General features: G+C 65.1%; 26 protein-coding genes, 1 tRNA gene and 1 other annotated feature. Of the genes, 18 read left to right on the top strand and 9 right to left on the bottom strand.

Annotation, left to right across the window (positions count from 1 at the left end):
- Positions 1 to 121: 121 nt before the first annotated feature.
- From ychF to M2342_RS09095, 3 genes are read left to right on the top strand one after another with little or no spacing between them, the layout of a single operon-like run.
- Positions 122 to 1,219, top strand: coding sequence for a redox-regulated ATPase YchF (ychF, locus tag M2342_RS09105; protein WP_264578838.1), 1,098 nt, complete (start codon positions 122 to 124; stop codon positions 1,217 to 1,219).
- Positions 1,220 to 1,242: 23 nt separating this feature from the next.
- A complete protein-coding gene (locus M2342_RS09100; RefSeq protein WP_264578837.1) occupies positions 1,243 to 1,614 on the top strand; it encodes a hypothetical protein in 372 nt (123 codons plus the stop codon).
- Positions 1,615 to 1,652: 38 nt separating this feature from the next.
- The gene (locus tag M2342_RS09095) at positions 1,653 to 3,083 is read left to right on the top strand and encodes a hypothetical protein (RefSeq protein ID WP_264578836.1); all 1,431 of its coding nucleotides are present in this window, start codon (positions 1,653 to 1,655) and stop codon (positions 3,081 to 3,083) included.
- A 157-nt stretch (positions 3,084 to 3,240) separates the two neighbouring features.
- Here M2342_RS09095 and M2342_RS09090 read toward each other — a convergent pair whose 3' ends face one another.
- Positions 3,241 to 3,963, bottom strand: coding sequence for a class I SAM-dependent methyltransferase (locus M2342_RS09090; RefSeq protein ID WP_264578835.1), 723 nt, complete (start codon positions 3,961 to 3,963; stop codon positions 3,241 to 3,243).
- Positions 3,960 to 4,421 carry an Rrf2 family transcriptional regulator gene (locus M2342_RS09085; RefSeq protein ID WP_264578834.1) on the bottom strand — a complete coding sequence of 154 codons (462 nt, stop codon included), beginning with the start codon at positions 4,419 to 4,421 and terminating at the stop codon, positions 3,960 to 3,962. The genes M2342_RS09090 and M2342_RS09085 overlap by 4 nt, the downstream gene beginning before the upstream one ends.
- 116 nt (positions 4,422 to 4,537) lie before the next feature.
- On the opposite strand from M2342_RS09085, the gene M2342_RS09080 reads away from it, so the two are divergent.
- The 3 genes from M2342_RS09080 to M2342_RS09070 all read left to right on the top strand — a co-directional run bounded on the left by M2342_RS09080 (position 4,538) and on the right by M2342_RS09070 (position 6,021).
- Positions 4,538 to 4,999, top strand: a complete 462-nt coding sequence (locus M2342_RS09080; protein ID WP_264575839.1) for a MaoC family dehydratase — start codon at positions 4,538 to 4,540, stop codon at positions 4,997 to 4,999.
- Between the two features lie 90 nt (positions 5,000 to 5,089).
- A complete protein-coding gene (locus M2342_RS09075) occupies positions 5,090 to 5,617 on the top strand; it encodes a nuclear transport factor 2 family protein (RefSeq protein ID WP_264578833.1) in 528 nt (175 codons plus the stop codon).
- A complete protein-coding gene (locus M2342_RS09070) occupies positions 5,614 to 6,021 on the top strand; it encodes a nuclear transport factor 2 family protein (protein ID WP_264570236.1) in 408 nt (135 codons plus the stop codon). Before M2342_RS09075 ends, M2342_RS09070 begins: the two co-directional genes overlap by 4 nt.
- Positions 6,022 to 6,045: 24 nt before the next feature.
- On the opposite strand, the gene mutL is transcribed toward M2342_RS09070, so the two are convergent.
- On the bottom strand, positions 6,046 to 7,824 hold the full coding sequence (mutL, locus tag M2342_RS09065; RefSeq protein ID WP_264578832.1) for a DNA mismatch repair endonuclease MutL: 1,779 nt from the start codon (positions 7,822 to 7,824) through the stop codon (positions 6,046 to 6,048).
- Between the two features lie 144 nt (positions 7,825 to 7,968).
- Here mutL and M2342_RS09060 point away from each other — a divergent pair, with 144 nt between their 5' ends.
- From M2342_RS09060 to M2342_RS09015, 10 genes are all read left to right on the top strand, one after another.
- Positions 7,969 to 9,012: a rod shape-determining protein gene (locus M2342_RS09060; protein ID WP_181559593.1), complete on the top strand. Its 1,044-nt coding sequence runs from the start codon at positions 7,969 to 7,971 to the stop codon at positions 9,010 to 9,012.
- A 16-nt stretch (positions 9,013 to 9,028) separates the two neighbouring features.
- Positions 9,029 to 9,919: a rod shape-determining protein MreC gene (mreC, locus tag M2342_RS09055; RefSeq protein WP_264578831.1), complete on the top strand. Its 891-nt coding sequence runs from the start codon at positions 9,029 to 9,031 to the stop codon at positions 9,917 to 9,919.
- On the top strand, positions 9,916 to 10,431 hold the full coding sequence (locus M2342_RS09050; protein ID WP_264570233.1) for a rod shape-determining protein MreD: 516 nt from the start codon (positions 9,916 to 9,918) through the stop codon (positions 10,429 to 10,431). The genes mreC and M2342_RS09050 overlap by 4 nt, the downstream gene beginning before the upstream one ends.
- The gene (gene mrdA, locus M2342_RS09045) at positions 10,416 to 12,506 is read left to right on the top strand and encodes a penicillin-binding protein 2 (RefSeq protein ID WP_264578830.1); all 2,091 of its coding nucleotides are present in this window, start codon (positions 10,416 to 10,418) and stop codon (positions 12,504 to 12,506) included. Before M2342_RS09050 ends, mrdA begins: the two co-directional genes overlap by 16 nt.
- Before the next feature lie 136 nt (positions 12,507 to 12,642).
- Positions 12,643 to 12,718, top strand: a tRNA-Lys gene (locus M2342_RS09040).
- A 159-nt stretch (positions 12,719 to 12,877) separates the two neighbouring features.
- Positions 12,878 to 13,207 (top strand): ArsR/SmtB family transcription factor, encoded by a 330-nt coding sequence (locus M2342_RS09035; RefSeq protein WP_264578829.1) that lies wholly within the window; start codon positions 12,878 to 12,880, stop codon positions 13,205 to 13,207.
- Positions 13,208 to 13,218: 11 nt separating this feature from the next.
- A complete protein-coding gene (gene arsC, locus M2342_RS09030) occupies positions 13,219 to 13,644 on the top strand; it encodes an arsenate reductase (glutaredoxin) (protein WP_264578828.1) in 426 nt (141 codons plus the stop codon).
- Positions 13,644 to 13,889 (top strand): hypothetical protein, encoded by a 246-nt coding sequence (locus M2342_RS09025; RefSeq protein WP_413715128.1) that lies wholly within the window; start codon positions 13,644 to 13,646, stop codon positions 13,887 to 13,889. The genes arsC and M2342_RS09025 overlap by 1 nt, the downstream gene beginning before the upstream one ends.
- The gene (gene arsH / locus M2342_RS09020; RefSeq protein ID WP_319801092.1) at positions 13,886 to 14,635 is read left to right on the top strand and encodes an arsenical resistance protein ArsH; all 750 of its coding nucleotides are present in this window, start codon (positions 13,886 to 13,888) and stop codon (positions 14,633 to 14,635) included. Before M2342_RS09025 ends, arsH begins: the two co-directional genes overlap by 4 nt.
- Positions 14,636 to 14,756: 121 nt before the next feature.
- Positions 14,757 to 14,812: a sequence feature (sul1 is cis-regulatory element that is thought to sense ions involved in sulfur or methionine metabolism; They are found in Alphaproteobacteria), on the top strand.
- Between the two features lie 59 nt (positions 14,813 to 14,871).
- Positions 14,872 to 16,368, top strand: coding sequence for a SulP family inorganic anion transporter (locus M2342_RS09015; RefSeq protein WP_181559586.1), 1,497 nt, complete (start codon positions 14,872 to 14,874; stop codon positions 16,366 to 16,368).
- Positions 16,369 to 16,399: 31 nt separating this feature from the next.
- Here the strand turns inward: M2342_RS09015 and glcF are convergent, their stop codons facing one another.
- From glcF to M2342_RS09000, 3 genes are read right to left on the bottom strand one after another with little or no spacing between them, the layout of a single operon-like run.
- Positions 16,400 to 17,680, bottom strand: a complete 1,281-nt coding sequence (gene glcF / locus M2342_RS09010; RefSeq protein WP_264578827.1) for a glycolate oxidase subunit GlcF — start codon at positions 17,678 to 17,680, stop codon at positions 16,400 to 16,402.
- Entirely contained in the window at positions 17,670 to 18,833 is a 1,164-nt protein-coding gene (locus tag M2342_RS09005; RefSeq protein ID WP_264578826.1) for an FAD-binding protein, read from the bottom strand. The genes glcF and M2342_RS09005 overlap by 11 nt, the downstream gene beginning before the upstream one ends.
- Entirely contained in the window at positions 18,833 to 20,326 is a 1,494-nt protein-coding gene (locus M2342_RS09000) for an FAD-linked oxidase C-terminal domain-containing protein (RefSeq protein ID WP_264578825.1), read from the bottom strand. The genes M2342_RS09005 and M2342_RS09000 overlap by 1 nt, the downstream gene beginning before the upstream one ends.
- A 278-nt stretch (positions 20,327 to 20,604) precedes the next feature.
- Between M2342_RS09000 and M2342_RS08995 the strand changes: the two genes are divergently transcribed.
- Positions 20,605 to 22,026 carry a FadR/GntR family transcriptional regulator gene (locus tag M2342_RS08995; protein ID WP_264578824.1) on the top strand — a complete coding sequence of 474 codons (1,422 nt, stop codon included), beginning with the start codon at positions 20,605 to 20,607 and terminating at the stop codon, positions 22,024 to 22,026.
- Positions 22,027 to 22,047: 21 nt separating this feature from the next.
- Here M2342_RS08995 and M2342_RS08990 read toward each other — a convergent pair whose 3' ends face one another.
- Entirely contained in the window at positions 22,048 to 23,469 is a 1,422-nt protein-coding gene (locus tag M2342_RS08990) for a spinster family MFS transporter (protein WP_264578823.1), read from the bottom strand.
- A gap of 52 nt (positions 23,470 to 23,521) precedes the next feature.
- Positions 23,522 to 24,721 carry an LLM class flavin-dependent oxidoreductase gene (locus M2342_RS08985; protein WP_264578822.1) on the bottom strand — a complete coding sequence of 400 codons (1,200 nt, stop codon included), beginning with the start codon at positions 24,719 to 24,721 and terminating at the stop codon, positions 23,522 to 23,524.
- Between the two features lie 84 nt (positions 24,722 to 24,805).
- Between M2342_RS08985 and M2342_RS08980 the strand changes: the two genes are divergently transcribed.
- On the top strand, positions 24,806 to 25,117 hold the full coding sequence (locus M2342_RS08980; protein ID WP_264578821.1) for a hypothetical protein: 312 nt from the start codon (positions 24,806 to 24,808) through the stop codon (positions 25,115 to 25,117).
- Positions 25,118 to 25,161: 44 nt separating this feature from the next.
- Here the strand turns inward: M2342_RS08980 and M2342_RS08975 are convergent, their stop codons facing one another.
- Positions 25,162 to 25,971, bottom strand: a complete 810-nt coding sequence (locus tag M2342_RS08975; RefSeq protein WP_264578820.1) for a CmcJ/NvfI family oxidoreductase — start codon at positions 25,969 to 25,971, stop codon at positions 25,162 to 25,164.
- Positions 25,972 to 26,102 lie beyond the last annotated feature (131 nt).

The following is a 26,102-nucleotide window of genomic DNA, read 5'->3' as shown; positions in this document are numbered from 1 at the left end:
CCGCGCCCACCCCGGCGCGGCGGTTTCTTGTTGGGCGCTGCGGTCGAGACGGCTGGCCATGGCAGCGACAGGGCGCTAAGGGGCCACATCACGTGCTTCCAGATCGAACGGACAGATTTCCATGGGTTTCAAATGCGGGATCGTCGGCCTGCCCAATGTCGGCAAGTCGACCCTCTTCAATGCGCTGACCGAGACGCAGGCAGCGCAGGCTGCCAACTATCCCTTCTGCACCATCGAGCCGAATGTCGGCCAGGTCTCGGTGCCGGATGCGCGGCTCGACAAGCTCGCGGCCATTGCCGGCAGCCAGAAGATCATCCCGACCCAGCTCGCCTTTGTCGATATCGCCGGCCTGGTGCGCGGCGCCTCCAAGGGCGAGGGCCTGGGCAACCAGTTCCTCGGCAACATTCGCGAAGTCGACGCCATCGTGCATGTCCTGCGCTGCTTCGAGAATGACGATATTCAGCATGTCGACAATCGCGTCGATCCCATTGCCGATGCCGAGACGGTCGAGACCGAGCTGATGCTCTCCGACCTTGAAAGCCTCGAAAAGCGCGTGCCGGCCTTTACCAAGAAGGCGACTGGTGGCGACAAGGAAGCCAAGATCGCCGCCGCTGTGCTCGGTCGTGCGCTCGATCTGCTGCGCGAGGGCAAGCCCGCGCGGCTCGTCGAGATCAATGACGAGGAGGAAGCGCGCATCTTCCAGCAGGCGCAGCTGCTGACCTCCAAGCCCGTGCTCTATGTGTGCAATGTCGAGGAAGAGAGCGCGGCCGAGGGCAATGCCTTCAGCGCCCGCGTGTTCGAGAAGGCCAAGGCCGAGGGCGCGCAGGCCGTGGTGGTCTCCGCCGCGATCGAAGCCGATCTCGTCACGATGCCGATCGAGGATCGCGCCGAGTTTCTGGAGGCCATGGGTCTGGAGGAAGCGGGGCTCGCCCGCGTGATCCGCGCCGGCTATGATCTGCTGCACCTCATCACCTTCTTCACCGTCGGCCCCAAGGAAGCGCGTGCCTGGACCGTCCATCGCGGCGCCAGCGCGCCGGAAGCGGCGGGCGAAATCCACAGCGATTTCCAGAAGGGCTTCATCCGCGCCGAAACCGTCGCCTTCGACGATTTCATCTCGCTTGGCGGCGAGGCGAAGGCGCGCGAGGCCGGCAAGCTGCGCGCCGAAGGCAAGGCCTATGTGGTGCAGGACGGCGACGTGATGCACTTCCTTCACAGCTAGATCGGTGCGATAACCTCGCCATCATGTCGTTCCCCCGCCGACTCCTCTGCGCGCTGCTGACGCTGCTGCTGGCCTTGCCGGCGATGCAGGCCAGCGCATGCGCGCCGGGGAGCGAGGGGACGGGGGTAGCGCACCATGCGAGCGCCGAGACTGCCGCGCCGCATGGCGACCACGCTGCCCATAGCGGCCATGCGCCGTCCGCCCCGGATGGCTCCAAGCCGGTGGTGGCGCATCATGATTGCATCGGCTGCGTCGCGCCGATCGACAGCCGGACCTATCGGCCGGTCGATCGACTGTCCTTGCTGCCCGGCAAGGCGAGTTGGTCCCCCAACCCTGCCCGGCTGACGGACTGGCTGGGATCGCCCGACACGCCCCCTCCCCGACAGGTCCTCTGAACGCTTTCCCAAACAGCTTCAGATAGGACTTTTTTATCATGAGTTTTCGATTGAACGTGGCTGCGAGCCTGCTCGCGGCAGCCTCGCCCGTTGCCCTCTTCGCGCAGGCGCCGATGGCCGGGCATGACCATGCCGGACACCAGAGCGCCAACCCGGTGACACCGCCCGCCGAAAATGCCGGCGAGACGATGGACCATTCGACCATGGATCATGGCGCGATGGATCATGCCGGCATGCACCATTCTGGCATGGATCATTCTGGGATGGATCACGCCCGCCACAATGCCGAAGTGCCCGCCTCGGCACCGAACCACGTCCACCCCACCGACACCGCCCGACCTTATGTCGATGGCTCCGGCACGGCGCGGCTCCCGGCGGCGCAAGGCCCGATGAGCGGCCTTCATGCGATGAGCGGCGACTGGATGTTGATGGCGCACGGCAATGTCCAGCTCAATTACACCGATCACAAGGGGCCGCGCGGCGACGATCTGGTCTACGCCACCTCCATGCTGATGCTGGCGGCGGAGCGGGATTTGGGCGGTGCGCGGCTTGCGCTCCGCTCGATGCTCAGCCTTGAACCGACCATGTCGGCGCGGGGTTACCCCAATCTCTTTGCCACGGGCGAGACGGCGGGCGGCACAGCGCTGGTCGACCGCCAGCATCCGCACGATCTGTTCATGGAGCTGGCCGCCCGGCTGGACGTGGACATCGCGCCCGGCGCAAGCGTCTTCCTCTATGGCGGACCGGTCGGCGAGCCGGCGCTCGGACCATCGGCCTTCATGCACCGGGCGAGCGCGCATTATAATCCCGAGCCGCCGATCACGCACCACTGGTTCGATTCCACCCATATCACTTATGGCGTGGTGACTGCGGGCGTCGCCTTGCCGCAATGGCAGCTCGAAGGCTCGGCCTTTCGGGGGCGTGAGCCGGATGAGGAGCGCTGGGGGATCGAGACGCCCAAGCTCGATAGCTGGTCGGTGCGACTGAGCTGGACGCCGACGCCCAACTGGGCCGCGCAGGTCAGCCATGGCTTCCTCAAAAATCCCGAGACGCTTCATGGCGACCAGAACGAGCATCGTAGCACGGCGAGCGTCCATTATGCGGACGGCGCCCTCTCGGCGACCGCGGCCTTCTCCGCCAAGAACCGCGACCCCGGCGATACGCTGACCGCCTGGCTCGGCGAGCTCAATTACGATCTGACGCCCCGCCACAGCCTGTTCGGCCGGGTCGAGAATGTCGCCAATGATGAGCTGATCCCCGATCATGACGATCCGCTCCACGACGTACCGTTCCGCATCACCAAGATGCAGGCTGGCTATGCGTGGAACACCCCGATCGGTGACGGCCCGGTCCACCTCGCGCTTGGCGGTAGCGTCAATCTCTACGCCAAGCCGGCGGCGCTGGATGCGGTCTATGGGGATAATCCCTGGGGCTACACGCTGTTCGCGCGCCTTTCCTTGGGGCGCTGACATCAGCCTCCCCTCCTCCTGCTAGGAGGGGGGCGGGGGTAGTGGCGATGCGTCGGCATCGCAAAGCGATTGCGCGTCCGTAGCGTTGCTGCACCACCCCAACCCCTCCTCTGACCCGCAGGCGAGCGAAGCTCAACAGGAGGGGCTAATTGAGCTGTCAGGCGTGGCCGACCCAGCCCCGCCATGTGAAGGCGGCGTAGAACAGCGCCACGTCCGCAAAGCCGCCGGCTCTCAAGATGGCTTCGTCTTCGTCAGGCGAGAGGCAGTGGAGGCTGGCGGCGACGGCGGCGCGGGCCTTGGCGGTGTCCGCCGGGTCCGCGCCCATCGCCTTGGGGTAAGCCGCATAGCGGTCCAGCCAGACATCGCGGGTCTCAGCATCCTGCGGGAAGCTGCTATGGGCAGCGACGAAGGGCGCGCCTGCGCGCAGGCGGCGGTGGATCTGCTGCACGGTGCGCGTGCGCTCGGTGGGATCGAGAAAATGCAAGGTCAGGAGGCAGACGGCCGCATCGAATGGCCCGTCCGGCGCATCATCGATCAGGCCGTGCACCAGCTTGACGCGCGCCATCAGCGGACCGAGCTGCCGTTCGGCCAGTTTCAGCATTTCGCCGGCCGGGTCCACGCCCACGAAGCGCCAATTTGGTTGCGCCTCCGCGAGCGCCCTCAATTCCATGCCGCCGCCCGCGCCGAGCACGAGCACCCGCGCATTCGATGGGGCGCGCTCGGCAAGCAGCAGTCCGGTCATCCGGTGCAGCGCATCCAGCCCCGGCACGAAGCGGCGCGGGCCGTCCCAATAGCGCGCCGTGGCTGCCGGATCATCGAAGGCCTTGATGAACATGTCCGGGTCCACCGTCTCGTCCGGTGCGGCGTCGTGCGTGGTCATGGATTTTCGATCCTGTGTTGGGGGCCGTAATGGGACGGCAAGAGACGGTGGAAGCCGGCGCTGAGACTGGCGAGCGTGACGGTGGCGTAGGAGTCGAGCAGCAACGCCTCGGCCTGCCGCAGCGGTGCATCGAGCGCGGCGTTAACGGCCCTCTCGACCGCGCAGCCGGGGTTGTCGCTGCGATTGCCGATGGCGAAGAGCGGCGGTGCCCCGATGGCCCGATAGATATCCAGCAGCGTGACGGCCGCCGGATCGCAGGCAATCGACCAGCCCCCGCCATGGCCTTTTTCCGAGCGGACATAACTGGCGTCCCGCAAGCCGGCCATGACCCGGCGGATCACCACCGGATTGGTCTGCATGATCCTGGCCAGCATCTCGGATGTAACCGGGCGCTGCTGCTCGGCCATGTGGAGGAGGACGTGGAGGACGCCGGACAATTTGCTGCTGTTGCGACTCATGCAACATATCATGTTACATATTCGCGCCCTGTTCAAGCCGGATGAGCGCCGCTTGCCCTTCTTGCCCGCCCCGCCTAGGCAAACGGCCATCCGATCCCTGAACCGAAGGCACAGACATGGACTATTATTGGGAAGACCTGGAGCTTGGCCTCACCGAGCATTTCGGCCCGTTCGAAGTGGATCGCGATGAAGTGATCGCCTTTGCTGAGCGCTATGATCCGCAGCCCTTCCACCTCGATGAGGAAGCGGCCGCAAAGACCCATTTCGGCCGGCTCGCGGCGAGCGGCTGGCAGACCTGCGCAATGATGATGGGCGCGATGGTGCGGGCGCGACAGAATAGCGGCGGTTGGCAGGCCAATGCCCTGGGCGCGATGGGTCTGGACGAACTGCGCTGGCGCCGGCCGGTCTTCCCCGGCGACGTGCTGCGCGGATCGAGCGAACTGGTCGAGAAGCTGGAATCGCGCAGCCGGCCGGAGACGGGCATCCTCAAATGGCGCACCCGCCTGCTCAATCAGGACGATCAAGAAGTGCTCAGCCTCGTCTCCGTGGTACTCCATCGTCGCCGCCCGCAGGCCTGATGCGACAAATGCTGCACAAGATGTATTGATCTCTCAACATCCTTGCTGCACCCTGCGCGCGTCGGCCATGGGGGCGGCAAGGAGAGGATCATGAAGGATGACAAGGCTGTGCCGGTAGCGCTCGCGCCATCACGGCGCACGTTCATCGCCGGGGCGGCAGCACTCGGCATCGGCAGCACCAGCGCGCTTGCAAGAGCCGCAACGCAGGAGGGCACCGTGCCGTCGCAGCCCTGGTTCGAGGCGTATCTGGCCGCGTTCAACCGCGCCGACGAAGCGGTATTTAGCGCTTATTATGCCGATGACGTGCAGTTCTTCGGCCAGGCCGCGCAGGTGACCGGCCGGCAGGCGGTGATCGATTTCTATCGCGGCGTGCGCAAGCATCTGCATGAGAAGGTCGATCTGCTGACCTATGTGGGCGATCCCTCCGGCGCGCATATCCTCGCGGTGCTCCGCACGACGCTGGTGGCGCACACCGACTGGCCGGACATGCCGACCGGCGCGCTCAAGGCGGGCGACACGCGCTCGAGCGTCAACTTCGTCATGTACGACATCAAGGATGGCCTGTTTACGCGGGTCCGCTCGGCCCGGTTCAGTCCGCAGAAGGGGCGCAGCGCATGACACAGGAAGATCGCTTCCGAGCCTATATCGCCTCGTTCAACGCGCAGGATTGGCCTGCGCTGGTGAAGAATTACGCGCCTGACGTGCATCTGGTCATCGGCAATGGCACAGAGCTGATCGGGCACGATGCCATCGTCGCCTTCTACAAGAAGGTGAACCAGCAGACGCGGCGCATCATTCAGGTCCGCAATGTCTTTACCGACGGCAAGCGGCTGGTCGCCGAGCTGGAATCGGAGTTTCTGGCTACCGTCGATGCGCCCGATTTCACCTCCGGTCCGCTCAAGAAGGGCGACCGCATCCACATCAACAGCTTCGCGCTGTATGAATATGTGGGCGACGTCTTCACCAACATCCGCTCGGCGGTGTTCCGGCGGGAATTCATCCCGGCCGGCAAGAGCGAATAAGCAGAGCGAACAAGCCGCGCCGGCTCAATGCCGGCCGAACAGCTTCTCGATGTCGCCATGCGCCAACTTGATCCAGGTCGGCCGGCCATGGTTGCATTGCCCGCTATGGGGCGTGACCTCCATCTCGCGAAGCAGCGCGTTCATTTCCGCCACGGAGAGCACCCGCCCTGCCCGCACCGAGCCGTGGCAGGCCATGGTCGCCGCAACAAGATCGAGCCGGGCCTTGAGCGAAGCGGCATCGCCCAGCGCGGCCAGATCGTCGGCGAGATCGCGGACGAGGCCGGGCACGTCGCTGGTGCCGAGCAGCGCCGGTGCGGCGCGGACGAGGATCGCCGCCGGGCCGAAGCGCTCGACCTCCAGACCGAGTTCGGCCAGCTCGGCGGCGCGCGCCTCGATCCGGTCGCAGGCCGGCTCATCCAGCTCGACCACTTCGGGCAGCAGCAGCGCCTGCCGCGCGACGACGCCGTCCGCCAGAGCCCGCCGCATCCGCTCCAGAACCAGACGTTCGTGCGCGGCATGCTGGTCGACCAGCACCAGCCCGTCCTCCGCCTCGGCGACGATATAGGTCCGCGCCACCTGCCCGCGCGCCACGCCTAACGGAAACTCGCGATGCTCGGCCTGCGGTTGTGTGACCGGCGCTTCCGCCCGGCCAGACGGTGCGAAACCGGTGAAACGGGCTTGGCGGTCCGCGAACAGCGGCGCGGCGCCATAAGCACCGCCGGATGACGGCGCCCGCCAAGTTGTGGGAGCCTCGGGTGCCTGCGCCTCTTCGCGCTGCCACAGATCGGCGGCGCTGGCCTCGGGCCGGTTGGCGACGCGCATGCCGGCATCATCGAGCGCGCGGCGCAGGCCGCTGACGATCATCCCGCGCATGAAGGCGGGATCGCGGAAGCGTACTTCTGTCTTGGCAGGGTGCACGTTCACGTCCACGTCCGGCATCGGCACATTCAGGAACAAGGCCAGCACCGGATGCCGGTCCCGCGCGATGAAATCGGCATAGGCGCCGCGCACAGCGCCCACCAGCAAGCGGTCGCGAACCGGGCGGCCGTTGACGAAGAGATATTGATGATCGGCCGAGCCACGATGATAGGTTGGCAGGGAGGCGACGCCGCTGATCGTCACCGCCTCCCGTTCCAGCGACACGATGACGTGATTGTCGGCCAGTTCACGGTCGATGAGCTGGGCGACGCGATCCTCGCGGGTCTGCCCGCCCGGCAGCGAGAACACCCGGCGCCCGTCATGCTCCAGCACGAAGGCGACATCGTTGCGCGCCATCGCGAGGCGCCGGACGATGTCGAGGCAGGCGGCATATTCCGACCGGGCCGAGCGCAGGAACTTGCGGCGCGCGGGGACGCGCTCGAACAGCCCATCCATCTCCACCCGCGTGCCGGGCGCCATCGCGCAAGGGGCGGCGGTGGCCAGCACGCCATTGTCGCACACCAGGCGCCATCCATCCGCATCGCGCTGACGGCTGGCGATGCTGAGGCGCGAGACGCTGCCGATCGAGGGCAGCGCCTCACCCCGAAAACCGAGCGTCCTGACCGCCTCGATGGCCTCGTCAGGCAGCTTGGATGTCGCGTGGCGCTCCAGCGCAAGCGGCAGATCGTCGCGGCTCATGCCATGGCCATCATCGGTGACGCTCAGGCCGCCGAGGCCGCCCTGCTGCAGCGAGATCGCAACGGAGCGGGCCTGCGCATCCAGCGCGTTTTCCAGCAACTCCTTGAGCGCGCTCGCAGGGCGCTCGACCACCTCTCCGGCGGCAATTCGATTAACAAGGGACTCGGGGAGGCGGCGTATTGACATTGGATTGCGACTAGACCAAGCGAGCCTCCTACGCGAGCGAAAGCCACCCGTTTTTCCGGTGGCTGGAGTCGGCAGGGCGGGCATTCCCCGGAGCATCTGAAAGCCGCGTCCTCACCGGCGCGACCGGCATGAACAGGACAGTCAATGGCGTTCTTCTCCAATTGGTTCAAGTTCACTTCCAGGGACATGGCGATCGACCTCGGCACGGCCAACACGGTGGTCTACGTGCGCGGTCACGGCATTGTCCTCAATGAACCATCCGTGGTTGCGGTGGAGACGATCAACGGCGTGAAGCGCGTCAAGGCCGTCGGCGAAGACGCCAAGCTGATGATGGGCAAGACGCCGGAATCCATCGAGGCCATCCGCCCGCTGCGCGACGGCGTGATCGCCGACATCGACATTGCCGAGCAGATGATCAAATGGTTCATCAGCAAGGTCCATGGCCACCGCCGCTTCCCCCGCTTCCCCGAGATCGTGATCTGCGTGCCGTCCGGCTCGACCAGCGTCGAGCGCCGCGCGATCCGTGATGCCGCCAGCAATGCCGGCGCGAGCCAGGTCTTCCTGATCGAGGAGCCAATGGCCGCTGCGATCGGCGCCGATATGCCCGTGACCGAGCCCATCGGCTCAATGGTCGTTGACATCGGCGGCGGCACGACCGAGGTCGCCGTGCTCTCGCTGCGCGGCCTGGCCTACACCACCAGCGTGCGCGTGGGCGGTGACAAGATGGATGAAGCCATCGTCTCCTATGTCCGTCGCCACCACAATCTGCTGATCGGCGAGGCCACGGCCGAGCGGATCAAGAAGGAATATGGCATCGCCCAGAAGCCGGCCGACGGCGTGGGCGCGACGATCCACATCAAGGGCCGCGACCTCGTGAACGGCGTGCCGAAGGAAATCGCGATCAATCAGGGCCAGATCGCCGATGCGCTGGCCGAGCCCATTGGCACCATCGTGGAAGGCGTGCGCATCGCGCTTGAAAACACCGCGCCGGAGCTGGCCGCCGATATCGTCGATCAGGGCATCGTCCTCACCGGCGGCGGCGCGCTGCTCAAGGGGCTGGACGAGGAACTGCGCGACGAGACGGGGCTTCCCGTGACCGTTGCGGAAGACCCGCTGACCTGCGTCGCCATCGGCACGGGGCGCGCGATGGAGGACCCGGTCTTCCGCGGCGTGCTCCAGACCGCCTAAGCCCGAGGTTGTTCGCATGGCGCCACCCGGCAACAGGCGCCCCGGCTTCAACCGGAAAGCGCAATATGGACTGTTCGCCAGCTATGTGATCGCGCTGCTCGGCGCGGTCACTGGCCTGCTGATGCTGATCGTCTCCATTGCCGATCCCGCTGGCTTTGCTGGCCTGCGGTCGGCGGCGGCGGAAGTCACGCGCCCCATCTCCAGCAATCTGCGCTCGGTCGTCGTCGGCGTCGGCAATATCGAGGAAGAGTTTGCCGCCTATATCAACGCAGGCTCGCAGAACGCCGCCCTGCGCCGGCAGGTGGAAGCGAACCGCACGCGCCTCATCGAGGCCGAAGCGATCCGCCAGGAGAATATCCGCCTGCGCGACCTGCTCAAGCTGACCGAAACCGACCAGGGCGTGGTCGCTGCCGGCCACCTGATTTCCTCCACACCGGCCAGTGCCGCCCGCCTGGCGCGTCTCGACATGGGCCGCAGCGAGGGCGTGAGCGCGGGCATGCCGGTGCGCGCGCCGGAAGGCCTGGTCGGTCGCGTGCTGCGTGCCGGACCGAACACAGCCGACGTCCTACTGCTTATTGATGAAGGCAATATCGTGCCGGTGCGTCGCACGAGCGACAATATTCCGGGCATCAGTTCCGGCCGGGGCGACGGCACGGTCGAGATCCGCGCCCTCAATGCCGAGCGCAATCCCTTCAAGCCCGGTGATGTGCTGGTCACGTCCGGTATTGGCGGCCTGTACCGCTCCAACATCCCTGTAGCGATCGTCGCGCGGCGCGAAGGCGAGAAGGCCATCGCCATTCCGCTCGCCAATCCCTCGCGCGTGGAGTTGGTGGTCGTGCAGGCCCCCTTCCGCCCGGAAGAAGCCGAGCGTGCCGGCAATGCCGCGCAGGCGCCCGCCACGCCATGAACAGCCGCTACAGCAACCGGATCGGCCGCAAGCGGACCTGGCTGCACCTGCGCGGCGTGCCGGTCGCGTCCGTCATTCTCGGCTCGATGCTGGCGCCGCTCATGCCGGTCATCGCGCAGACCCCGCTGCTCCCGCCGTTCGGCCTGATGATGCTGATCGCCTGGCGCGTGCTGCGTCCGGACATCTGGCCGCTGTGGATCGGCGTGCCGCTGGGGCTGGTCGATGATCTGATGAACGGGCAACCGGTCGGCAGCGCCGTATTTCTATGGACGATCCTGCTGCTCGCCTTCGACTTTGAGGGGCAGCGGAACCTGTGGCGCGACTACTGGCATGGCTGGCTACTCGGCTCGCTGGCAATCGGCTTTGCGCTGGCCGGTGGCTGGCTTGCCGTACATCTCTCCGGCCATGGCGGGGAAATCATTCAAATCCTCCCGCAGTTCCTCTATAGTGTCGCCTTGTTCCCCTTCATCGTGCGCATCTGTGCCGCGTTGGACAAATGGCGGCTTCCGTGATTTCCTTCCGCAAGATCCTGTTCCCCAACAAAGTCGTCACCCCCGCCAGCCAGGCCTACAGCTTCAACCGCCGCACCTTCGTGCTCGGTGGGGCGCAACTGGCGGTGGGCGGCCTGCTGGTGGGGCGCATGGGGTGGATCGCCATTGCAGAGAATGAGAAGTACCAGCTCCTTTCCGACAGCAACCGCATCAACCTGACCATCACCCCGCCACGGCGCGGCTGGATTCTGGATCGGCGGGGGCAGGCGCTGGCCTCGAACCGTACCAATTTCCGTGTCGACATCATTCCCGATCGCCTGCGCGACCGGGAGCGGGTGGTGCGTGAGCTGGCCACCCTGCTGGCCCTGACGCCCAATGATGTGGACCGCATCAACGAGCATCTCGACCGCGCGGCGGGCTATCAGCCCGTGCAGGTGGCCGATGACTTGAGCTACGAGCAATATGCGGCGCTCTCCGTGCGCTTGCCCGATTTTCCCGGCGTCGTGCCCTCGCAAGGCTTTTCGCGTTATTATCCTGCTGGGCCGCCGGTCGGCCATCTACTCGGTTATGTCGGCACGCCGTCAGCCGAGGAATATAATGCATCGCGCGACCCCTTGCTGATCACGCCGGGCTTCAAGCTCGGCAAGCAGGGTCTGGAGAAGTCGCTCAATTCGGTTCTCACCGGCAAGCCGGGCGCCCGCCGCGTGGAAGTGACGGCGCGCGGGGCGATGGTGCGCGACCTCGAAACCCGGCCCGATACGCCGGGCCGCTCCATCAAGCTGACCATTGATGCCGGCCTGCAGGAATTCGCCGGCCGGCGGCTGGGCACGCAGAGCGGCGCCGTGGTGATCATGGATTGCCACACCGGGGACATTCTCTGCTCGACCTCAATGCCGAGCTTCGACCCCAACAGCTTCTCCGAGGGCATTTCGCATCACGAATGGCAGATGCTCTCGCAAGACGACCATGTGCCGCTGCGCAACAAAACGCTGGGCGGGCTGTATCCGCCCGGGTCGACCGTCAAACCGATGATCGCCCTCTCCTTCCTCGAAGCCGGACTGCCGGCCGAGGCGACGGTGAACTGCACCGGGGCGCTGCGGGTGGGCAATCGCCTGTTCCACTGCCATGCGCGCCGCGGCCACGGCACGACGAACATGCACCGCGCCATCGAGCAGAGCTGCAACATCTATTTCTATTACTTCGCCCAGAAGATCGGCATGGACGCCATCGCCATGATGGCGCGGCGGCTGGGCCTCGGCCAGCGCTTCGACCTGCCTTTCCCCAACCAGAGCTACGGCACCGTGCCGGACCCGGCCTGGAAGATGAAGAAATACAACCAGCCCTGGCAGACCTATGACACGGTCAACGCGACCATCGGCCAGGGCTATATGCTGGTGAACCCGACGCAGATGTGCGTGATGGCCGCGCGCCTCGCCACCGGCCTCGATCTCGATCCGCATTTCATCGTCGACGGCAAGCGCCATCAGGGCGAGCCGCTGGGCGTGTCGCTCGAGCATCTTACGGTCATCCGCAATGCCATGAAGGATGTGGTGAACGGCGGCGGCACCGGCCGTGCAGCGCGGCTGGACGTTCCCGGCGTAATGCTCGCCGCCAAGACCGGCACGGCGCAGGTCGGCGCGATCAGCACCCGCGGGCAGCGCGCGGCAAGCCAGCCCTTCCGCCTGCGCGATCACGCCCTGTTCCAGGGCTTCGCGCCGCATGACAATCCGCGCTACGCCATCGCCACGATCATCGAACATGGCGGCCATATGGACCGGGTGCAGGACGCGCCGATGATCTCGGGCGATTGCATCACCTATCTCTACGATCCCGCCAAGGCGATGGAGAAGCTGCAGCGCTTCGAAGCGACCTGGGGCGGCACGCCGCAGATGCGCATGGAGCGCCAGCTCAACGCCTTCCGCATTGCGCGCGGCCTTGAGTCTGCGCCACTCATGCCCGAGCCCGGCAATGCGGCCTCCCCGGCCGCCCCGACTCCCGCCACCCCGGCGCAGACGGGGAGCGAAGACGGCGCCAATGCAAGCGAGGATGGCGACATCGATGCCCCCGTCGGCCCCGGCACCCGCGACACCGACTGAGCCGCACGCGGTTTTCTCGCAAGGCAGCATCTTTTTTCGCCACGCCTCGGATTTTTTGTTGGCATCCTGAAAACACCATGTTAACGGCCCACCTCCCGACGGGATGTTGATCAAACGATCAACGAGCCGCCGAAGTGGACGCATAGCTCAGTTGGTAGAGCAGCTGACTCTTAATCAGCGGGTCCTTGGTTCGAGCCCAAGTGCGTCCACCATTTTTCTCCTAAATTTCAATCTCTAGAGCGAAGCGAGACATTGCTTCCGCTTTAGGTTCCCGGCGTCCAGCGGCAGCCGCCGTTCGTCATCTGGAAAGTAGCATCGGGTTTTCCCGTTCGATATTGACGCGCGCCCGTCCTATCGGATATTCCCGATGAATGGAAACCGATAACGCGCTCGGCATTCTGGCGGCTCTGTCGCACCCGACCCGCCTGGCAACCTTCCAGTTGCTCGTACGGCATGAGCCGGAGGGCCTTTCGACGGGGCAACTTGTCGAGGCGAGCAGCCTGACGCAGAGCACCTTTTCGACCCATCTGGCGGTCATGGCGAAGGCAGGGCTGGTGATCTCGGAAAAGCGGGGACGTCAGCAGATCCAGCGCGCCAATATGGCGCCTTTGCGCGATCTGATGCTCTTCCTCGCCAAGGATTGCTGCCAGGGCCGCGCAGATTTTTGCGAGCCGCTGCTTGCTGAACTCTCCTGCTGCTGAAGGACGGGATCATGACCACCATCGTCATCTATCATAATCCCGGTTGCGGAACCTCGCGCAACACGCTGGCGCTCATCCGCAATTCCGGGGTCGAGCCGCATGTCGTCGAATATCTGAAATGCCCGCCGACGCGAGCGCTGCTTGCCGAGATGATCGCGCGGGCCGGGCTGACGCCGCGCGCGTTGCTGCGTGAAAAGGGCACGCCGTTTGCCGAACTCGGGCTGGACGATGAGCGCCTGAGCGATGACGCGCTGCTCGATGCCATGATGGCGCACCCGATCCTCATCAATCGCCCGCTGGTGGTGACGCCGCTGGGCGTGCGGCTTTGTCGCCCGTCCGAGCTTGTTCTCGATATCCTGCCCGATGCGCAGCGCGGCGCCTTCACCAAGGAGGATGGCGAGCCGGTCGTCGATGCCGCCGGGCAGCGGGTGAGCTGATGGGCACGTTCGAGCGCTATCTCTCGCTCTGGGTGGCCCTGTGCATCGTTAGCGGGATTCTGCTTGGCAAGGCCTTGCCCGGTGTCTTCGCCGCGATCGCGTCGGCCGAAGTGGCACAAGTAAACCTCATCGTCGCCGCGCTGATCTGGCTGATGATCGTGCTGGTCCAAGTGCGGGTGATGCTCTCCGTGGTCGCCATCGTGAAGCGCAGCCGGCCCTGTTATGAAAGGAACCTCGTTTCGTGAGCCGTGTGCGCATCCTGCCCGATCCTGATCTTCTTCCCGCGCTCGACCGTTCCTATGCGATACCCAGGCCCGCCCTCGGGATTGGCGAGGATCAGCCGCCGCCGCGCATCCTGCTGCTTTATGGGTCGCTCCGGGAGCGGTCCTTTTCGCGCCTCGCGGTCGAAGAAGCCGCGCGCCTGCTGCGGTTCTTCGGCGCGGAAACCCGCATCTTCGATCCCTCGGACCTGCCGCTGCCCGATCAGGTGCCCGGCGACGATCACCCGGCCGTGCACGAGTTGCGCGCGCTGTCGCTGTGGTCGGAGGGACAGGTCTGGTGCAGCCCGGAGCGGCATGGGCAGATCACCGGCATCATGAAAGCGCAGATCGATCATCTGCCGCTGGAGATGAAAGGCCTGCGCCCGACACAGGGCCGAACGCTCGCGGTCATGCAGGTGTCGGGCGGATCGCAGTCCTTCAACGCGGTCAACACGCTCCGCCTGCTGGGCCGCTGGATGCGGATGTTCACCATCCCCAACCAGTCGTCGGTGGCCATGGCCTATAAGGAGTTCGATGAGGCCGGCCGCATGAAGCCCTCCAGCTATTATGACCGCATCGTCGATGTGATGGAGGAACTGGTGCGGATCACCGTGCTCATGCGACCGCATGCGGCGCAACTGGTCGATCGCTATTCCGAACGCAAAGCGCGGGGAATCAGCGTGGATCCTTCCGCTGACCGCGCCGCGGCTGCGCTGACCGATGGGCGATGAGCGCCGATAGGGCGGTCAGGACTATGCAGCCGATCCCAAGGCGATGCCAAGCGGTGGTTCTTGCTGATACCCAACAGTCCCTTGCCCGACCGCGTTCTGCCGTGTAGCAGGCGGGCAATCGCAAGGACCCGGTGAAACCCCGGGTGGCTATTCCGGCCGCCGATCCGCCGGACAACATCACACATGCAACCTTCTCTGCGCCCAATGTGCGCCATGTGCCTTGTTGTGGAATCCGCATGAGCTCTCATCTGACATCTTACCGCCGCCAGTGGTTCACTGACGGACCGACCGCCCGTCGCGACATCTTGGCGGGCGTGGTCGTCGCTCTCGCCCTCATCCCGGAAGCGATCGGCTTTTCGATCATCGCCGGCGTCGATCCGCGCGTTGGCCTTTATGCATCCGTCGCGATCGCCATGACCATCGCGCTGATCGGCGGCCGCCCGGGCATGATCTCAGCGGCCACGGCGGCTGTCGCCGTCCTCGTCGTGCCCCTCGTCCGCGAGCATGGGGTCGACTATCTCTTCGCGGCGACCATCCTGATGGGCCTTATCCAGATGATCGCCGGACTGCTGCGCCTCGATCTGGTGATGCAGTTCGTGTCCCGTTCGGTCATCACGGGCTTCGTCAACGCGCTGGCGATCCTCATCTTCATGGCTCAATTGCCCCAGCTGACCAATGTCGGGTGGCAGACATATGCCATGGTCGCCGGCGGCCTGGTCATCATCTATGGCTTTCCGCGGATCACGAAGGCCATCCCCTCGCCGCTCGTCGCCATCCTCGTGCTCAGCGCAATCAGCATCAGCATGGGCCTGCCCGTCAACACGGTAGGCGACATGGGCAAGCTGCCCGAGGGACTGCCCAGCCTGGCGCTGCCCAACGTGCCCTTGACCCTCGATACCCTGCGGATCATCCTGCCTTATTCCCTGACGATGGCGGCGGTCGGCCTGCTGGAATCCCTGCTTACCGCGCAGATCGTCGACGACATGACCGACACCGACAGCAACAAGCGGGTCGAATGCGCCGGCCAGGGCGGCTCCAACATCGTCGCCGCGCTGTTTGGCGGCATGGGCGGGTGCGCGATGATCGGCCAGTCGGTGATCAACGTCACGTCGGGCGGCCGCGGGCGCCTCTCGACCTTCGTCGCCGGTGCCTTCCTCCTCTTCCTTCTGGCCGTCCTCGGGCCATTTGTGGGGCGGGTGCCAATGCCGGCGCTGGTCGCGGTGATGATCATGGTCTCGATTGGCACGTTCAGCTGGAACTCCATCCCCAATCTGCGCCGCCATCCTGCGACATCATCAGTGGTGATGCTGACCACGGTCATCGTGGTCGTCGCCACGCATGATCTCTCGCTTGGCGTGCTGGCCGGGGTGCTGCTCTCCGGCATCTTCTTCGCCGGTAAGGTCCAGCGCATGTTCGCCGTCGAGCGTGACGAAACTGCGGACGGCGCGCAGGCCATCTACCGCGTGACTGGCGAGATTTTCTTCGCGTCGGTCGACCGCTTCACCCGCGCGTTCCAATCGGAAGGCACAGCGACGCGCGTCGTCATCGACGTGACCGGCGCACATTTCTGGGACATCTCGGCCGTCGGCGCGCTGGACAAGATCGTGGCGCGGCTGCGGCGCGATGGACGCGAGGTCGAGGTCGTGGGCTATAACCGCGCCAGCGCCGACATTGTCGACCGCTTCGCGTTGCACGACAAAACCGGCGTAGAAATGGGGCTTGCGCCGCACTGATCGAAGCTGCGGCGAATGAAGGGCTTGGGCGTCAGGTGATAGACCTGGCGTCCGCCCCGCCCAACGCCTGATCCAGCAGCTCAACGACGTGCAGAACGGGAATGTCAGTTGCGCTGCCGATCTGCATCGCGCAGCCGATATTGCCCGTGGCGATGACATCTGGCTGCAAAGCTTGCAGATTGGCGACCTTGCGATCGCGCAGCTGTGCGGAGATTTCCGGCTGAAGGATATTGTAGGTGCCGGCCGAGCCGCAGCACAAATGGGGCTCGGCGGGGGTCGCGACCTCATAACCAGCACGCTCCAGCAGCGCGCGCGGCTCGTGGTCGACCGACTGCCCGTGCAGGAGCGAACAGGCCGATTGATAGGCGACGCGGATGCCCTGCGGACGTCCCCGCGGAAGCGTGATTTTCGCGAGAAACTCGCTGATATCGCAGGCCAGCGCCGATAGGCGGGCGGCCCTCTCCGCATAAAGCGGGTCGTCGCGCAGCATGGAACCATAATCCTTGATCGTCGTGCCGCAGCCCGAGGCGGTGATGATGATGGCTTTCAGGCCGGCGTCTATATGAGGAGTCCAGGCATCGACATTCCGACGCGCGGCGTTCAGGCTCTCGGCGTCCTGCCCCATGTGCCGGACCAGCGCGCCGCAGCAAATCTCGCCTTTGGCGAACAAGACCTCATAGCCGGCGCGCGATAGCAGTCGGTGCGTGGCAGCGCGGATGTTGGGCTTCAGGACCGGCTCTGCACAGCCTTGCAGGAGAATGACCCGGCCCAGATTGCCGGTCGCGGTTGGCGGCACCCCAGCAGCCGTTGGGCGTTCGGACGGCGCCAGTCGCAGCATCGCTGCCAGAGGGCGCGTGGCCGGCCATCGCGCCAGCAGCGGTGCGAAGGGGCGACCGAACGGTGCGAGGCGCAGCGCCAAGGCCAGGCGGCGCGGGTGCGGCAGGACCGCGCCGAGCAGGCGCCGCATCAGCCGCTCGTGCCAGGGGCGCCTATAATGCGTCGCGATCCAGCTGCGCGCATGGTCGACGAGGTGCATGTAGTTCACCCCCGACGGGCAGGTCGTCATGCAGGACAGGCAGGACAGGCAGCGATCGATATGGCGCACGGTCTCACTGGAGGGCACGCGCTCATTCTGGAGCATATCCTGCATCATGTAGATGCGCCCGCGCGGCGAATCCCGCTCATCGCCGAGCAGCACATAGGTCGGGCAAGTCGCGGTGCAGAAGCCGCAATGGACGCACTTGCGGATCGCGCGCTCACTGGTCGCCATCGCAGGATCGGCCAATTGCTCGGCCGTGAAATCAGTGCGCATGGGCGACTCCAAAGCGATCGGGTGAGAGGATGCCCAGCGGATCGAACGCCGCCCGCACCCGCGCCGAGAGTGCGGCGACGCCGGGCTCTTCGACATGGAGCGCGGACATGCTGGCGCGCAGCGCGGCTGGCGCGCGGATCAGCGTCGCGTGCCCGCCCGTCTGCGCGATGACCTGGCGCACGCGGTGCTGATCGGCATCTTGCGGCAAACTCAGCCAGACGAGGCCGCCCGCCCAGTCATAGCAGCGTCGCGCACCCAGATGCTGGAGCGCCCGGAAGACCTCCGGCCCACGGGACGGCGCGGTGCTGATCCGCCACAACACGGCCTCGCCCTGCAGGGCGCCTCCACCCCTCACCGCTGCCCACAAAGGCTCGTCGGCACCGTCAGCGAGCAGATCGGCCTGCCCCAGCAGCGCCCGCAGCATGTCGCTGCGCGCTGCCACCGATGGCGCAAAGCCTTCGACGCGCAGCAGCGTGATCCCCGCTTCGGGCAGATGCGCGGCGCAGGCGACCTCGGCCGGGGAGCCCATGGCGCGGGCCATTGCGGCGATGGCCGCTTCGTCGTCCAGTCCGCGCAACAGCAGCGTCGCGCATGTCTGCGGGCGGGGCATGACCTTTACGGTGAGGCTGGTGAGCGCAGCCAGCCTGCCCCAGCTGCCAGTCATCAGCTTGGGCAGGTCGTAGCCAGTGACGTTCTTCATCACCTTGCCGCCGCCGATAAAGGCCTCGCCCCGCCCCGAGACGGCCTCGAAGCCCAGCATGTGATCGCGCGCCGCCCCGGCCGAGAGGCGGCGCGAGCCTGAGACGCCGGCCGCGATGATACCCCCGATGGTCGAGGCGCCGGATGAGCGCGCGAAGACCGGGCCGTAATCGAAGGGGTCGAATGCCAGCATCTGGCCCTGCTCCGCCAGAAGTAGCTCGATCTCGGACAAGCGGGTGCCAGCCCCTACCGTGAGCACAAGTTCGGCGGGATCATAATCGATGATCCCTGCAAAAGCGGACATATCCACGATCAACGCCTGCCGGTCCGGCTGGCCGATATCCGCCTTTGTCCCGCCGCCGCGCAGTTCCGCAGGCATGCCGTCGCGACCCGCATCGCGAATGATCGCGCAGAGCTCAGCGATGTCGGTCGGCGTGACCATATTGGTGGTCATCAAAATCTCGGCAGCTCGGGGAAAGGCACCTGCCCCTTGTGCACATGCATGCGGCCCAGCTCGGCGCAGCGATGCAAGGTGGGGAAGACCTTTCCGGGGTTGAGGCGCAAGGCCGGATCGAACGCGCATTTCACCCGCTGTTGATGCGCGAGATCGGTCTCGCTGAACATCTCCGGCATCAGATCACGCTTCTCGATTCCGACGCCATGTTCGCCTGTGAGCACGCCGCCCACCTCGACGCACAGGCGAAGGATCTCATTGCCGAGCTTTTCCGCGCGGTCGAGCTCGCCGGGCTGGTTGGCATCGTAGAGGATCAACGGATGGAGATTGCCATCACCGGCGTGAAAGACATTGGCGACGGCAAGGCCATGCGCTGCGGCCAGCTCGGAGATCCGTCGAAGCACATGCGGCAGGTGGCGGCGAGGAATGGTGCCGTCCATGCAATAATAGTCCGGCGCGAGGCGGCCCACGGCGGGAAAGGCAGCCTTGCGACCGGCCCAGAAGGCGAGGCGCTGCGTCTCGTCCTGCGAGACCTGCAGGCTGACCGCGCCATTCGCCGTCGCAATGGCGCTGATTTCTGCGGCGAGATGATCGCATTCGGCATCGACGCCGTCGATCTCGACGATCAGCAAGGCCTCCACGTCGAGCGGATAGCCGACCTTCACGAAGGCTTCGGCAGCGCCGACGGCGGCGCGGTCCATCATCTCCATGCCTGCCGGAATAATGCCGGCGCCGATCACATCCGCCACGCAGCGCCCCGCCGTCTCGATGCTCGGGAAGCCGATCAGCATTGCTCGTGCCTGCAGCGGCTTGGGGAGAATGCGCACGGTGACTTCCGTCACGACACCCAGCAGCCCTTCCGATCCGGTCATGACGCCCAGCAGATCGAGATCGGCCGCATCGAGATGGCGGCCGCCCAAGCGGATGATCTCGCCGGTCATCAGCACCATCTCCACGCCGAGCACATTGTTGGTCGTGAGCCCATATTTGAGGCAATGCACGCCGCCGCTATTCTCAGCGACATTGCCGCCGATGGAGCAGGCGATCTGGCTGGAGGGGTCCGGCGCATAATAGAAGCCCTGCGCTTCTACCGCCTTGGTGATCGCAAGGTTGGTGACGCCGGGCTGCACGACGGCGACCCGGTTGGAATAATCGATCTCGATGATGCGGTTCATGCGGGAGAGGCCGAGCAGGATGCCATCAGCCAGCGGCAGCGCGCCGCCCGAAAGCGACGTCCCGGCCCCACGCGGGACGACCTTCACATCATGGGCGTGGCACCAGGCCAGTATCTGCGAGACTTGCGCGACCGTCTCAGGCAGCACCGCGGCAAGCGGCATCTGCCGATAAGCGGTGAGTGCATCGGTCTCGAACGGGCGCAGGCCATCGGGATGGGAGACGACCCCCTCCCCCGGCACGATGGCCTGCATCGCCCGCACAATCTCCGCGCGACGATCCAGAATGTCCGGGTCCGGGGCCGGCATGGAAATGGTCACGCGAGGCGACCTTGAACCGTCATCACCGGCAGCGGGGGCAGCTTGCGACGTAACGAAGAGATCACGACCTGGGCGCTTAGGTCGCCGAGCAGCTGCCTTTTCAAGATATCTTCCTGAGTTCCATCATGCGTATGACAGATACGAGTGTGCCAGAGCTTGGCGGACTTTGGCAGACTAAAATAGTGGCAACAATTCCGAGCGAAAATATAGTTGTCGCTGGCTGAATTTCGCTTGCATAACAAGGATCAGACAGTTTCAATCGGTCCGTAGAGGATCGCATGAACACAGCGGAAAAGATATATAGCGCGTCCACCAGCGAGGATGCCGGCACCGCCCGCCTGGCCGAGCGGCTGGCCCGCAGGATCGAGGACGATATCGCCTCCAGCCCCTTGCCCGTCGGTGGTGTGATGGGGTCACTGCGGGGTCTGTGCGAGCATTATGCCGTGGGACGCGCAGCTATGCGCGAAGCGGTCGCCCTGCTCGAGCGCCGCGGATTGGGCCGGCTACGTCCCGGACCGAGCGGTGGCTTCATGGTGGCGCAGCCCGACGTGGGCCGGATCGGGCTTGAGCTCGCCAATTACTTCCAGCTGGCTGGCGTGACGTGCGAGCAGGTGCTGGATGCGCGCGAAGCTGTCGACCCGCTGCTCGCAACGCTTGCGGCCACAGCCGATCGTTCAGACCATGGGATGCGACTGGACGCGCCGGACGAACGCGAAGGCGGCCTTGCCTGGCATTTGCGGGTGCGGTCCGATCTGGCGGCGATGAGTGGAGACCCTGTCCTGCCGCTGTTCGTGCAGTGCCTGAACGAACTGACGATGCTGTTTACCGGGGTTGAATCGCATGACGGCGATTGGCTTGGGCAGGCCAAGCAGCAAGCCGAAGCGATCAACCAGGCCGTCGCCAACCGCGACGTGACGGCCGCACAGCAAGAGGCCGACAGGCTTCACCGGCGCCTTGGCGACTGGCTGGCCGCGCGCGATGCGCCGCTTTCGCCGCCGACCATCGAGGCGTCCCGTCAGGATGCCGACCGGACGCTCGCCCTCCTCGTCGCCCGCAGGCTGGCGGCCGAAATCCTGCCGAGCGGCAATGCCGGCCAGCGGCTCGGCTCCGAATGGGACTTGTGCGAACGCTTCAGCGTCAGCCGCGTCACGCTGCGTCAGGCGATCCGGCAGTTGCAGGATAGCGGGCTCGTCGAGTGCCGCCGGGGTCGGGGCAATGGCCTGATCGTGCGAGATCTGCGCGGCACCGGCAGCATCCGGCTTGTCCTTGCCTTCCTGATCAGCCGGCAGGTTGATCCGCAGACCGCTGGCACGACGCTGTTCCAGTTGAACCGCTTCGTACCCGCGCTGGCCGTGAGCCGCGCCAGTGCGACGGAGCGAGCAAGACTGCGGGAGCTCCTCGACCGCGCACAGAGCAGCGACCCCATCGATCGCTATGATCTGCTGGCGCTGGTGCAATATGTCTCCAAGCTGGCGAGAAGCCCGATCATCGATCTCTTCTCGCGCTGCCTCGCGGCTTATGAGGCGCGGTTCCATCCCTTCCTGCTGGAGCGCCTGCCGGCGCACAAGCAGGCCGAATATTTCGCGCTGCTGCGCATGCTCCTCGACCAGTTGCCGATGGGGAGCGATGCGCAATTGGGCTGGGCCAAGGCAGAAGCCTCGCGCGTCATGCTCTCCATGAGTTCGACGCGCCCGATCTGAGCGGGTGCAAAGGGGGTGCTCTTATGCCACCCCTGCCTCGTCTTCCGGCCGGTAGACATCCTTGCGCAGATCCCGCGCGGCGAGGACGTAGTGCAGCGCGGCCCAGAAAAACAGCACCAGCACAGTGACCAGCGCGTACCGCAAACCGGTCGATGACGCGGTGAGGCAGGCGGCGTCAAGAGCCGTGCCGATGCCATCGGGCCCCCTGCCCCCCGGACAAGATATGGCGAAATCAGCCGCACCATAAGCGCGCCTTGCGTAGAAGTCGCTGAGCACCCCGGTAACGGTCGGCCCGAGGCCGGCACCCAGCAGGCCACCAACCAGCGCGGTGATCGCGGCGGTCATGGCGCGCATCTGCGGCCCGGCAAGGTTCTGCATCGTGCCCATCGTGGGGGCCATGAAGGTGATGAGGGCCATATTGCCGAAGAAGATGCAGGCGAGTGAGACGTACAGCTCACGGCTCATGAAGGCGCCGAAATAGATAGGCACGCACAGCGCCATGCACAGGGCCGGGCCCCAGAGCACCCAGCGCATATCCCGACGCGACAACCAGTCGAAGCCGAACCCGCCCAGCAGCATGCCAATGCCGTTGGAGGTGAACGTGACGATGCCGAAGATCACCCCGAGCGTCGCCAGGTTGATCTCGAAGCTGCGCAGATAGAAGGGCAGCACGAAGTTGGCGATGGCGTTGAGGGTGAAACCGGCAATGGTCACCCCCGCCAGCAAGTGAATGTAGGTCTTCTTGGCCAAAAGGAAGCGCAGCACCGTCCCCAGCGAGGGCACGGGTGCGCGGGTGATGCGGCCATCCGCCAATCCACGCGGCGGCTCTCGCAGGGTGAACCAGACCAGCAGGGAGACCATGATGCCCGGTGCGGCCATAACGAAAAAGGCCGTGCGCCAGTCCCATTGCGTCGCCACCCAACCGCCCAGCGACTGGCCGAGCAGAAAGCCGAACGGCGAACCGAGCGAGATGACGGCCAGCACCGAGGCGCGACGATTGGCCCGGTAATGATCGGACAGGAGCGATGATGTCGGCGGTTGCACCCCCGCCTCGCCGATACCCACGCCGATCCGCCCCAACAGCAAGGTCGTAAAGCCCGTTGCCAGGCCGCAGACCGCGGTCATCGCAGACCAGGCGGCAACGCAGATGGCGATCAGCCGCGTCCGGTTGACGCGCTCGGCCAACATGCCGAGCGGCACGCCCAGCACGGAATACATGATCGCAAAGCCCAGCCCCTGCAAAATGCCAAGGTCGGTATCGGTAAGCCCGAGGTCTTCCTTGATCGGCTGGGCGAGCACCGCGAGGATCGCGCGATCGGCGAAGTTGAAAATGCTGACGAGCAGCAGCACGAAGACGGCCCATTTCTTGTAGCCGGGCCGAAGCAGCGGATGCGTTTCGTCTGCGAGCGGCTCTGCCGGATTATGCTGTGTCGTCGTCGCCATCGTCACTCCCCCGCATTTCGTCCGTCGGTTCTACTGTATTTTTGACCGACTGCTATTCCGCTGCCTGCTGCCGCTCGGCATGGGGAACGAAGGTGACATTGTGTGCCTGCAGGCGGGGCAAGACCTCCTCGCCGATGCGGCGCACCTGATTCATGTACATCTCGTGCGGCATGTCGCCGCGGTTGCACACCAGCAGCACATTGTTGGCGCCGGCATCGTTGCACTCATCGATGATGCGCGCGACGATCTCGTCGGCGGTGCCGATCGGCATGTGCTGGGCTGCGGCACGGACCGTGTCCATCGTCCACTCGTTAAACACCGTGTCATCCTCGGCCAGGGTGCCTTTCGCACCTTCGCGCAGATGTTCGAACGCCGTCGAACTGTAATATTTCGTTTTGCGCACATCCGACTGCCAGACCTGATCGTAGCGCAGCAGCGTGTTGAACAGATACATCAGATGGCTGCCATATTCCTCAATGGCCTGCTCCTTGGAATCGGCCACGTAGCAGTCGACCATGATGCTGATCTTGTCCGACTGGACCTCGCGTCCATGGCGGGCCTGGCATTCGGCGAAATAGCGGATGGTATCCTCGCGCATGGACCCGCGGAAGATGCCCGGCGTGATGGTCGCATCATGCTCGGCCGCCCATTCGATGGACTCCTTCGAGCCGGTGAGCGGCACCCAGATCGGCGGGTGGGGTTGCTGGAAGGTGCGCGGCCACAGGGAGACGTCCTCGAACTTGTAGAACTCCCCGTCAAAGGAGAAGCTGTCCTGCGTCCAGGCGCGCCGCATCACCTCGAAGCCCTCATTGAAGCGGCCGCGTGATTCACCCATGGGCACGTTGAAGATCTTATATTCGCGGGGCGCACCCCTGCCCACGCCGCAGATCAGCCGTCCGTTGCTCATGCAATCGAGCATGGCGATCTCTTCGGCCAGACGCAGCGGCTCGTGGATGGGCAGCAGATTGGCGTAGACCAGGATCTTCAGGCGCTCGGTCACCTGCGACAGCGCCGCCGCCATCAGATTGGGCGAATTGCCCAGACCGAAGGGCGTGCCATGATGTTCATTGATCGCGATGCCATCAAAACCCTGCTTGTCCATCTCCGCCCATGCTTCGAGATGGTTCTTGTAAGTCTTTGCAGCGGCCTGCGGATCAAAATGACTTGCACCCAAGCGCGGAAGAACACCATCCTCGCGATACTTATCAACATTCTCTTGATAAGCGGTCCAGTCGAATACGAAGACCTTCATGATTTATTCTCCAACGTAACGCTTGAATATATTGTTATACTGAACTTATACTGATGCAGTCTGAAAAACTTGAAAGGCGTTCTTATGAAAAAGACCTTCGTTGCTCTGGTCGAGCGAACAGACCTTTGGGACCCCAGCAAGGAAGCGCATGAGCAGCCCGGCTTTGCGGACCACGCCGGCTATATGGGCGCGCTCGAAAAGGAGGGCTTCATCGCCATGGCGGGCCTGCTGGCCGAGTCCGAGGATGTGCTGTTCGTGTTTCTGGCCGACAGCCGCGAAGAAGTGCTCGAGCGACTGGCGAAGGACCCCTGGCAGCAGAGCGGACAGGCGAAGCTGACCCGGCTGGAGGAAGGCCATTTCCGCATCGGCGCGCCGGCCGGCGCAGCCTCGGGCTGATCCGGCGCGCAGGATGGCGGAGCGGACAGGAGAGCGCTGCGCCATCATGCGTCGAACACCGCGATGGTCCTGACCTCGAAGCTCTCCCGGCGCGGGGAATCCGGTTCGCTGGTCGGATCCTCGAACGCGGTATGGCCGGTCATCTGCCAATCGGGATTGCCGGTATCGTACAGGCGGAAGATCAGCGCCTCATCGGGCTGCATATCCGGATAATAATACCATTGATGCCGGGGATTGTAGGCCATGTTGAGGCCGGCTGGCATGCCCTGGCGGAAGCCGCCTTCTGGCTTGCCCAGCGATACGCTCAAGAAATCGCGCTTCTCGACACTGCGGCTGTCGCAGACCGCCAGCGGATAATTCTCGACCGGCTTGGTGCCGCGCCAGACATTGATGTTGACGAGGCGCTTGGCCGCCAGCTCCTCGGCCCGATCGGGCACGAGCCGCGCGATCCACTGCTGCAGCGCGGGCCCGTTGAAATCCACATGGGCACTCAGCGCCGGGCCGCCGCCCTTGGCATCCTCCCCGCCCCGTAAAATTCCCATGAAGGCGAACACTTCACTGGCGCCGGTCAGCTCTTTCACCAGACGCGCCACCTCGGGATAATAGCGGCGCTCGAAATCATTCTTGTCCGTAAAATCGACATCCGTGGCGTGGTTCACCAGGGTGAAGCCCTGCGCATCGAATGAGGTGTCCGCAAGCCGGGCGTTGTGCACGGTCACGTCATGATCTTCCATCGAGAAGGAATAGGAGCCGTTCTTCTCGATCCAGCCCCCATCGGCCGCGCGCTCCGAATAGCGAATGAAGCTCTCGACCGAGGTCGGGCGCGAGGCGACTGCGGCAGCCTGATTCTTCACGATTCTCTCTCCTCATGGCGGCCGGGGCATCGCAGTCGGCGGGCTATCCGTCCGGTCTGGCAATGCCTCTGGGGCCGCCTTTCGTTCAATTCGAGCCAGTGTGCGGACCGGCCGGCGTGAAAATAGTGCCT

Origin of the sequence: Sphingobium sp. B8D3A (assembly GCF_025961995.1) — a bacterium.
Lineage (GTDB): Bacteria > Pseudomonadota > Alphaproteobacteria > Sphingomonadales > Sphingomonadaceae > Sphingobium.
The sequence above is the reverse complement of the archived record's forward strand: the minus strand, read 5'-3'. Positions and strand labels throughout refer to the sequence as shown.

Excerpts from the sequence above, each read along its gene's own strand:
- ychF (WP_264578838.1), top strand. The coding sequence starts at position 122 with ATGGGTTTCAAATGCGGGATCGTCGGCCTGCCCAATGTCGGCAAGTCG.
- M2342_RS09100 (WP_264578837.1), top strand. The coding sequence starts at position 1,243 with ATGTCGTTCCCCCGCCGACTCCTCTGCGCGCTGCTGACGCTGCTGCTG.
- M2342_RS09095 (WP_264578836.1), top strand. The coding sequence starts at position 1,653 with ATGAGTTTTCGATTGAACGTGGCTGCGAGCCTGCTCGCGGCAGCCTCG.
- M2342_RS09090 (WP_264578835.1), bottom strand. The coding sequence starts at position 3,963 with ATGACCACGCACGACGCCGCACCGGACGAGACGGTGGACCCGGACATG.
- M2342_RS09085 (WP_264578834.1), bottom strand. The coding sequence starts at position 4,421 with ATGAGTCGCAACAGCAGCAAATTGTCCGGCGTCCTCCACGTCCTCCTC.
- M2342_RS09080 (WP_264575839.1), top strand. The coding sequence starts at position 4,538 with ATGGACTATTATTGGGAAGACCTGGAGCTTGGCCTCACCGAGCATTTC.
- M2342_RS09075 (WP_264578833.1), top strand. The coding sequence starts at position 5,090 with ATGAAGGATGACAAGGCTGTGCCGGTAGCGCTCGCGCCATCACGGCGC.
- M2342_RS09070 (WP_264570236.1), top strand. The coding sequence starts at position 5,614 with ATGACACAGGAAGATCGCTTCCGAGCCTATATCGCCTCGTTCAACGCG.
- mutL (WP_264578832.1), bottom strand. The coding sequence starts at position 7,824 with ATGTCAATACGCCGCCTCCCCGAGTCCCTTGTTAATCGAATTGCCGCC.
- M2342_RS09060 (WP_181559593.1), top strand. The coding sequence starts at position 7,969 with ATGGCGTTCTTCTCCAATTGGTTCAAGTTCACTTCCAGGGACATGGCG.
- mreC (WP_264578831.1), top strand. The coding sequence starts at position 9,029 with ATGGCGCCACCCGGCAACAGGCGCCCCGGCTTCAACCGGAAAGCGCAA.
- M2342_RS09050 (WP_264570233.1), top strand. The coding sequence starts at position 9,916 with ATGAACAGCCGCTACAGCAACCGGATCGGCCGCAAGCGGACCTGGCTG.
- mrdA (WP_264578830.1), top strand. The coding sequence starts at position 10,416 with ATGGCGGCTTCCGTGATTTCCTTCCGCAAGATCCTGTTCCCCAACAAA.
- M2342_RS09035 (WP_264578829.1), top strand. The coding sequence starts at position 12,878 with ATGGAAACCGATAACGCGCTCGGCATTCTGGCGGCTCTGTCGCACCCG.
- arsC (WP_264578828.1), top strand. The coding sequence starts at position 13,219 with ATGACCACCATCGTCATCTATCATAATCCCGGTTGCGGAACCTCGCGC.
- M2342_RS09025 (WP_413715128.1), top strand. The coding sequence starts at position 13,644 with ATGGGCACGTTCGAGCGCTATCTCTCGCTCTGGGTGGCCCTGTGCATC.
- M2342_RS09015 (WP_181559586.1), top strand. The coding sequence starts at position 14,872 with ATGAGCTCTCATCTGACATCTTACCGCCGCCAGTGGTTCACTGACGGA.
- glcF (WP_264578827.1), bottom strand. The coding sequence starts at position 17,680 with ATGCGCACTGATTTCACGGCCGAGCAATTGGCCGATCCTGCGATGGCG.
- M2342_RS09005 (WP_264578826.1), bottom strand. The coding sequence starts at position 18,833 with ATGACCACCAATATGGTCACGCCGACCGACATCGCTGAGCTCTGCGCG.
- M2342_RS08995 (WP_264578824.1), top strand. The coding sequence starts at position 20,605 with ATGAACACAGCGGAAAAGATATATAGCGCGTCCACCAGCGAGGATGCC.
- M2342_RS08990 (WP_264578823.1), bottom strand. The coding sequence starts at position 23,469 with ATGGCGACGACGACACAGCATAATCCGGCAGAGCCGCTCGCAGACGAA.
- M2342_RS08985 (WP_264578822.1), bottom strand. The coding sequence starts at position 24,721 with ATGAAGGTCTTCGTATTCGACTGGACCGCTTATCAAGAGAATGTTGAT.
- M2342_RS08980 (WP_264578821.1), top strand. The coding sequence starts at position 24,806 with ATGAAAAAGACCTTCGTTGCTCTGGTCGAGCGAACAGACCTTTGGGAC.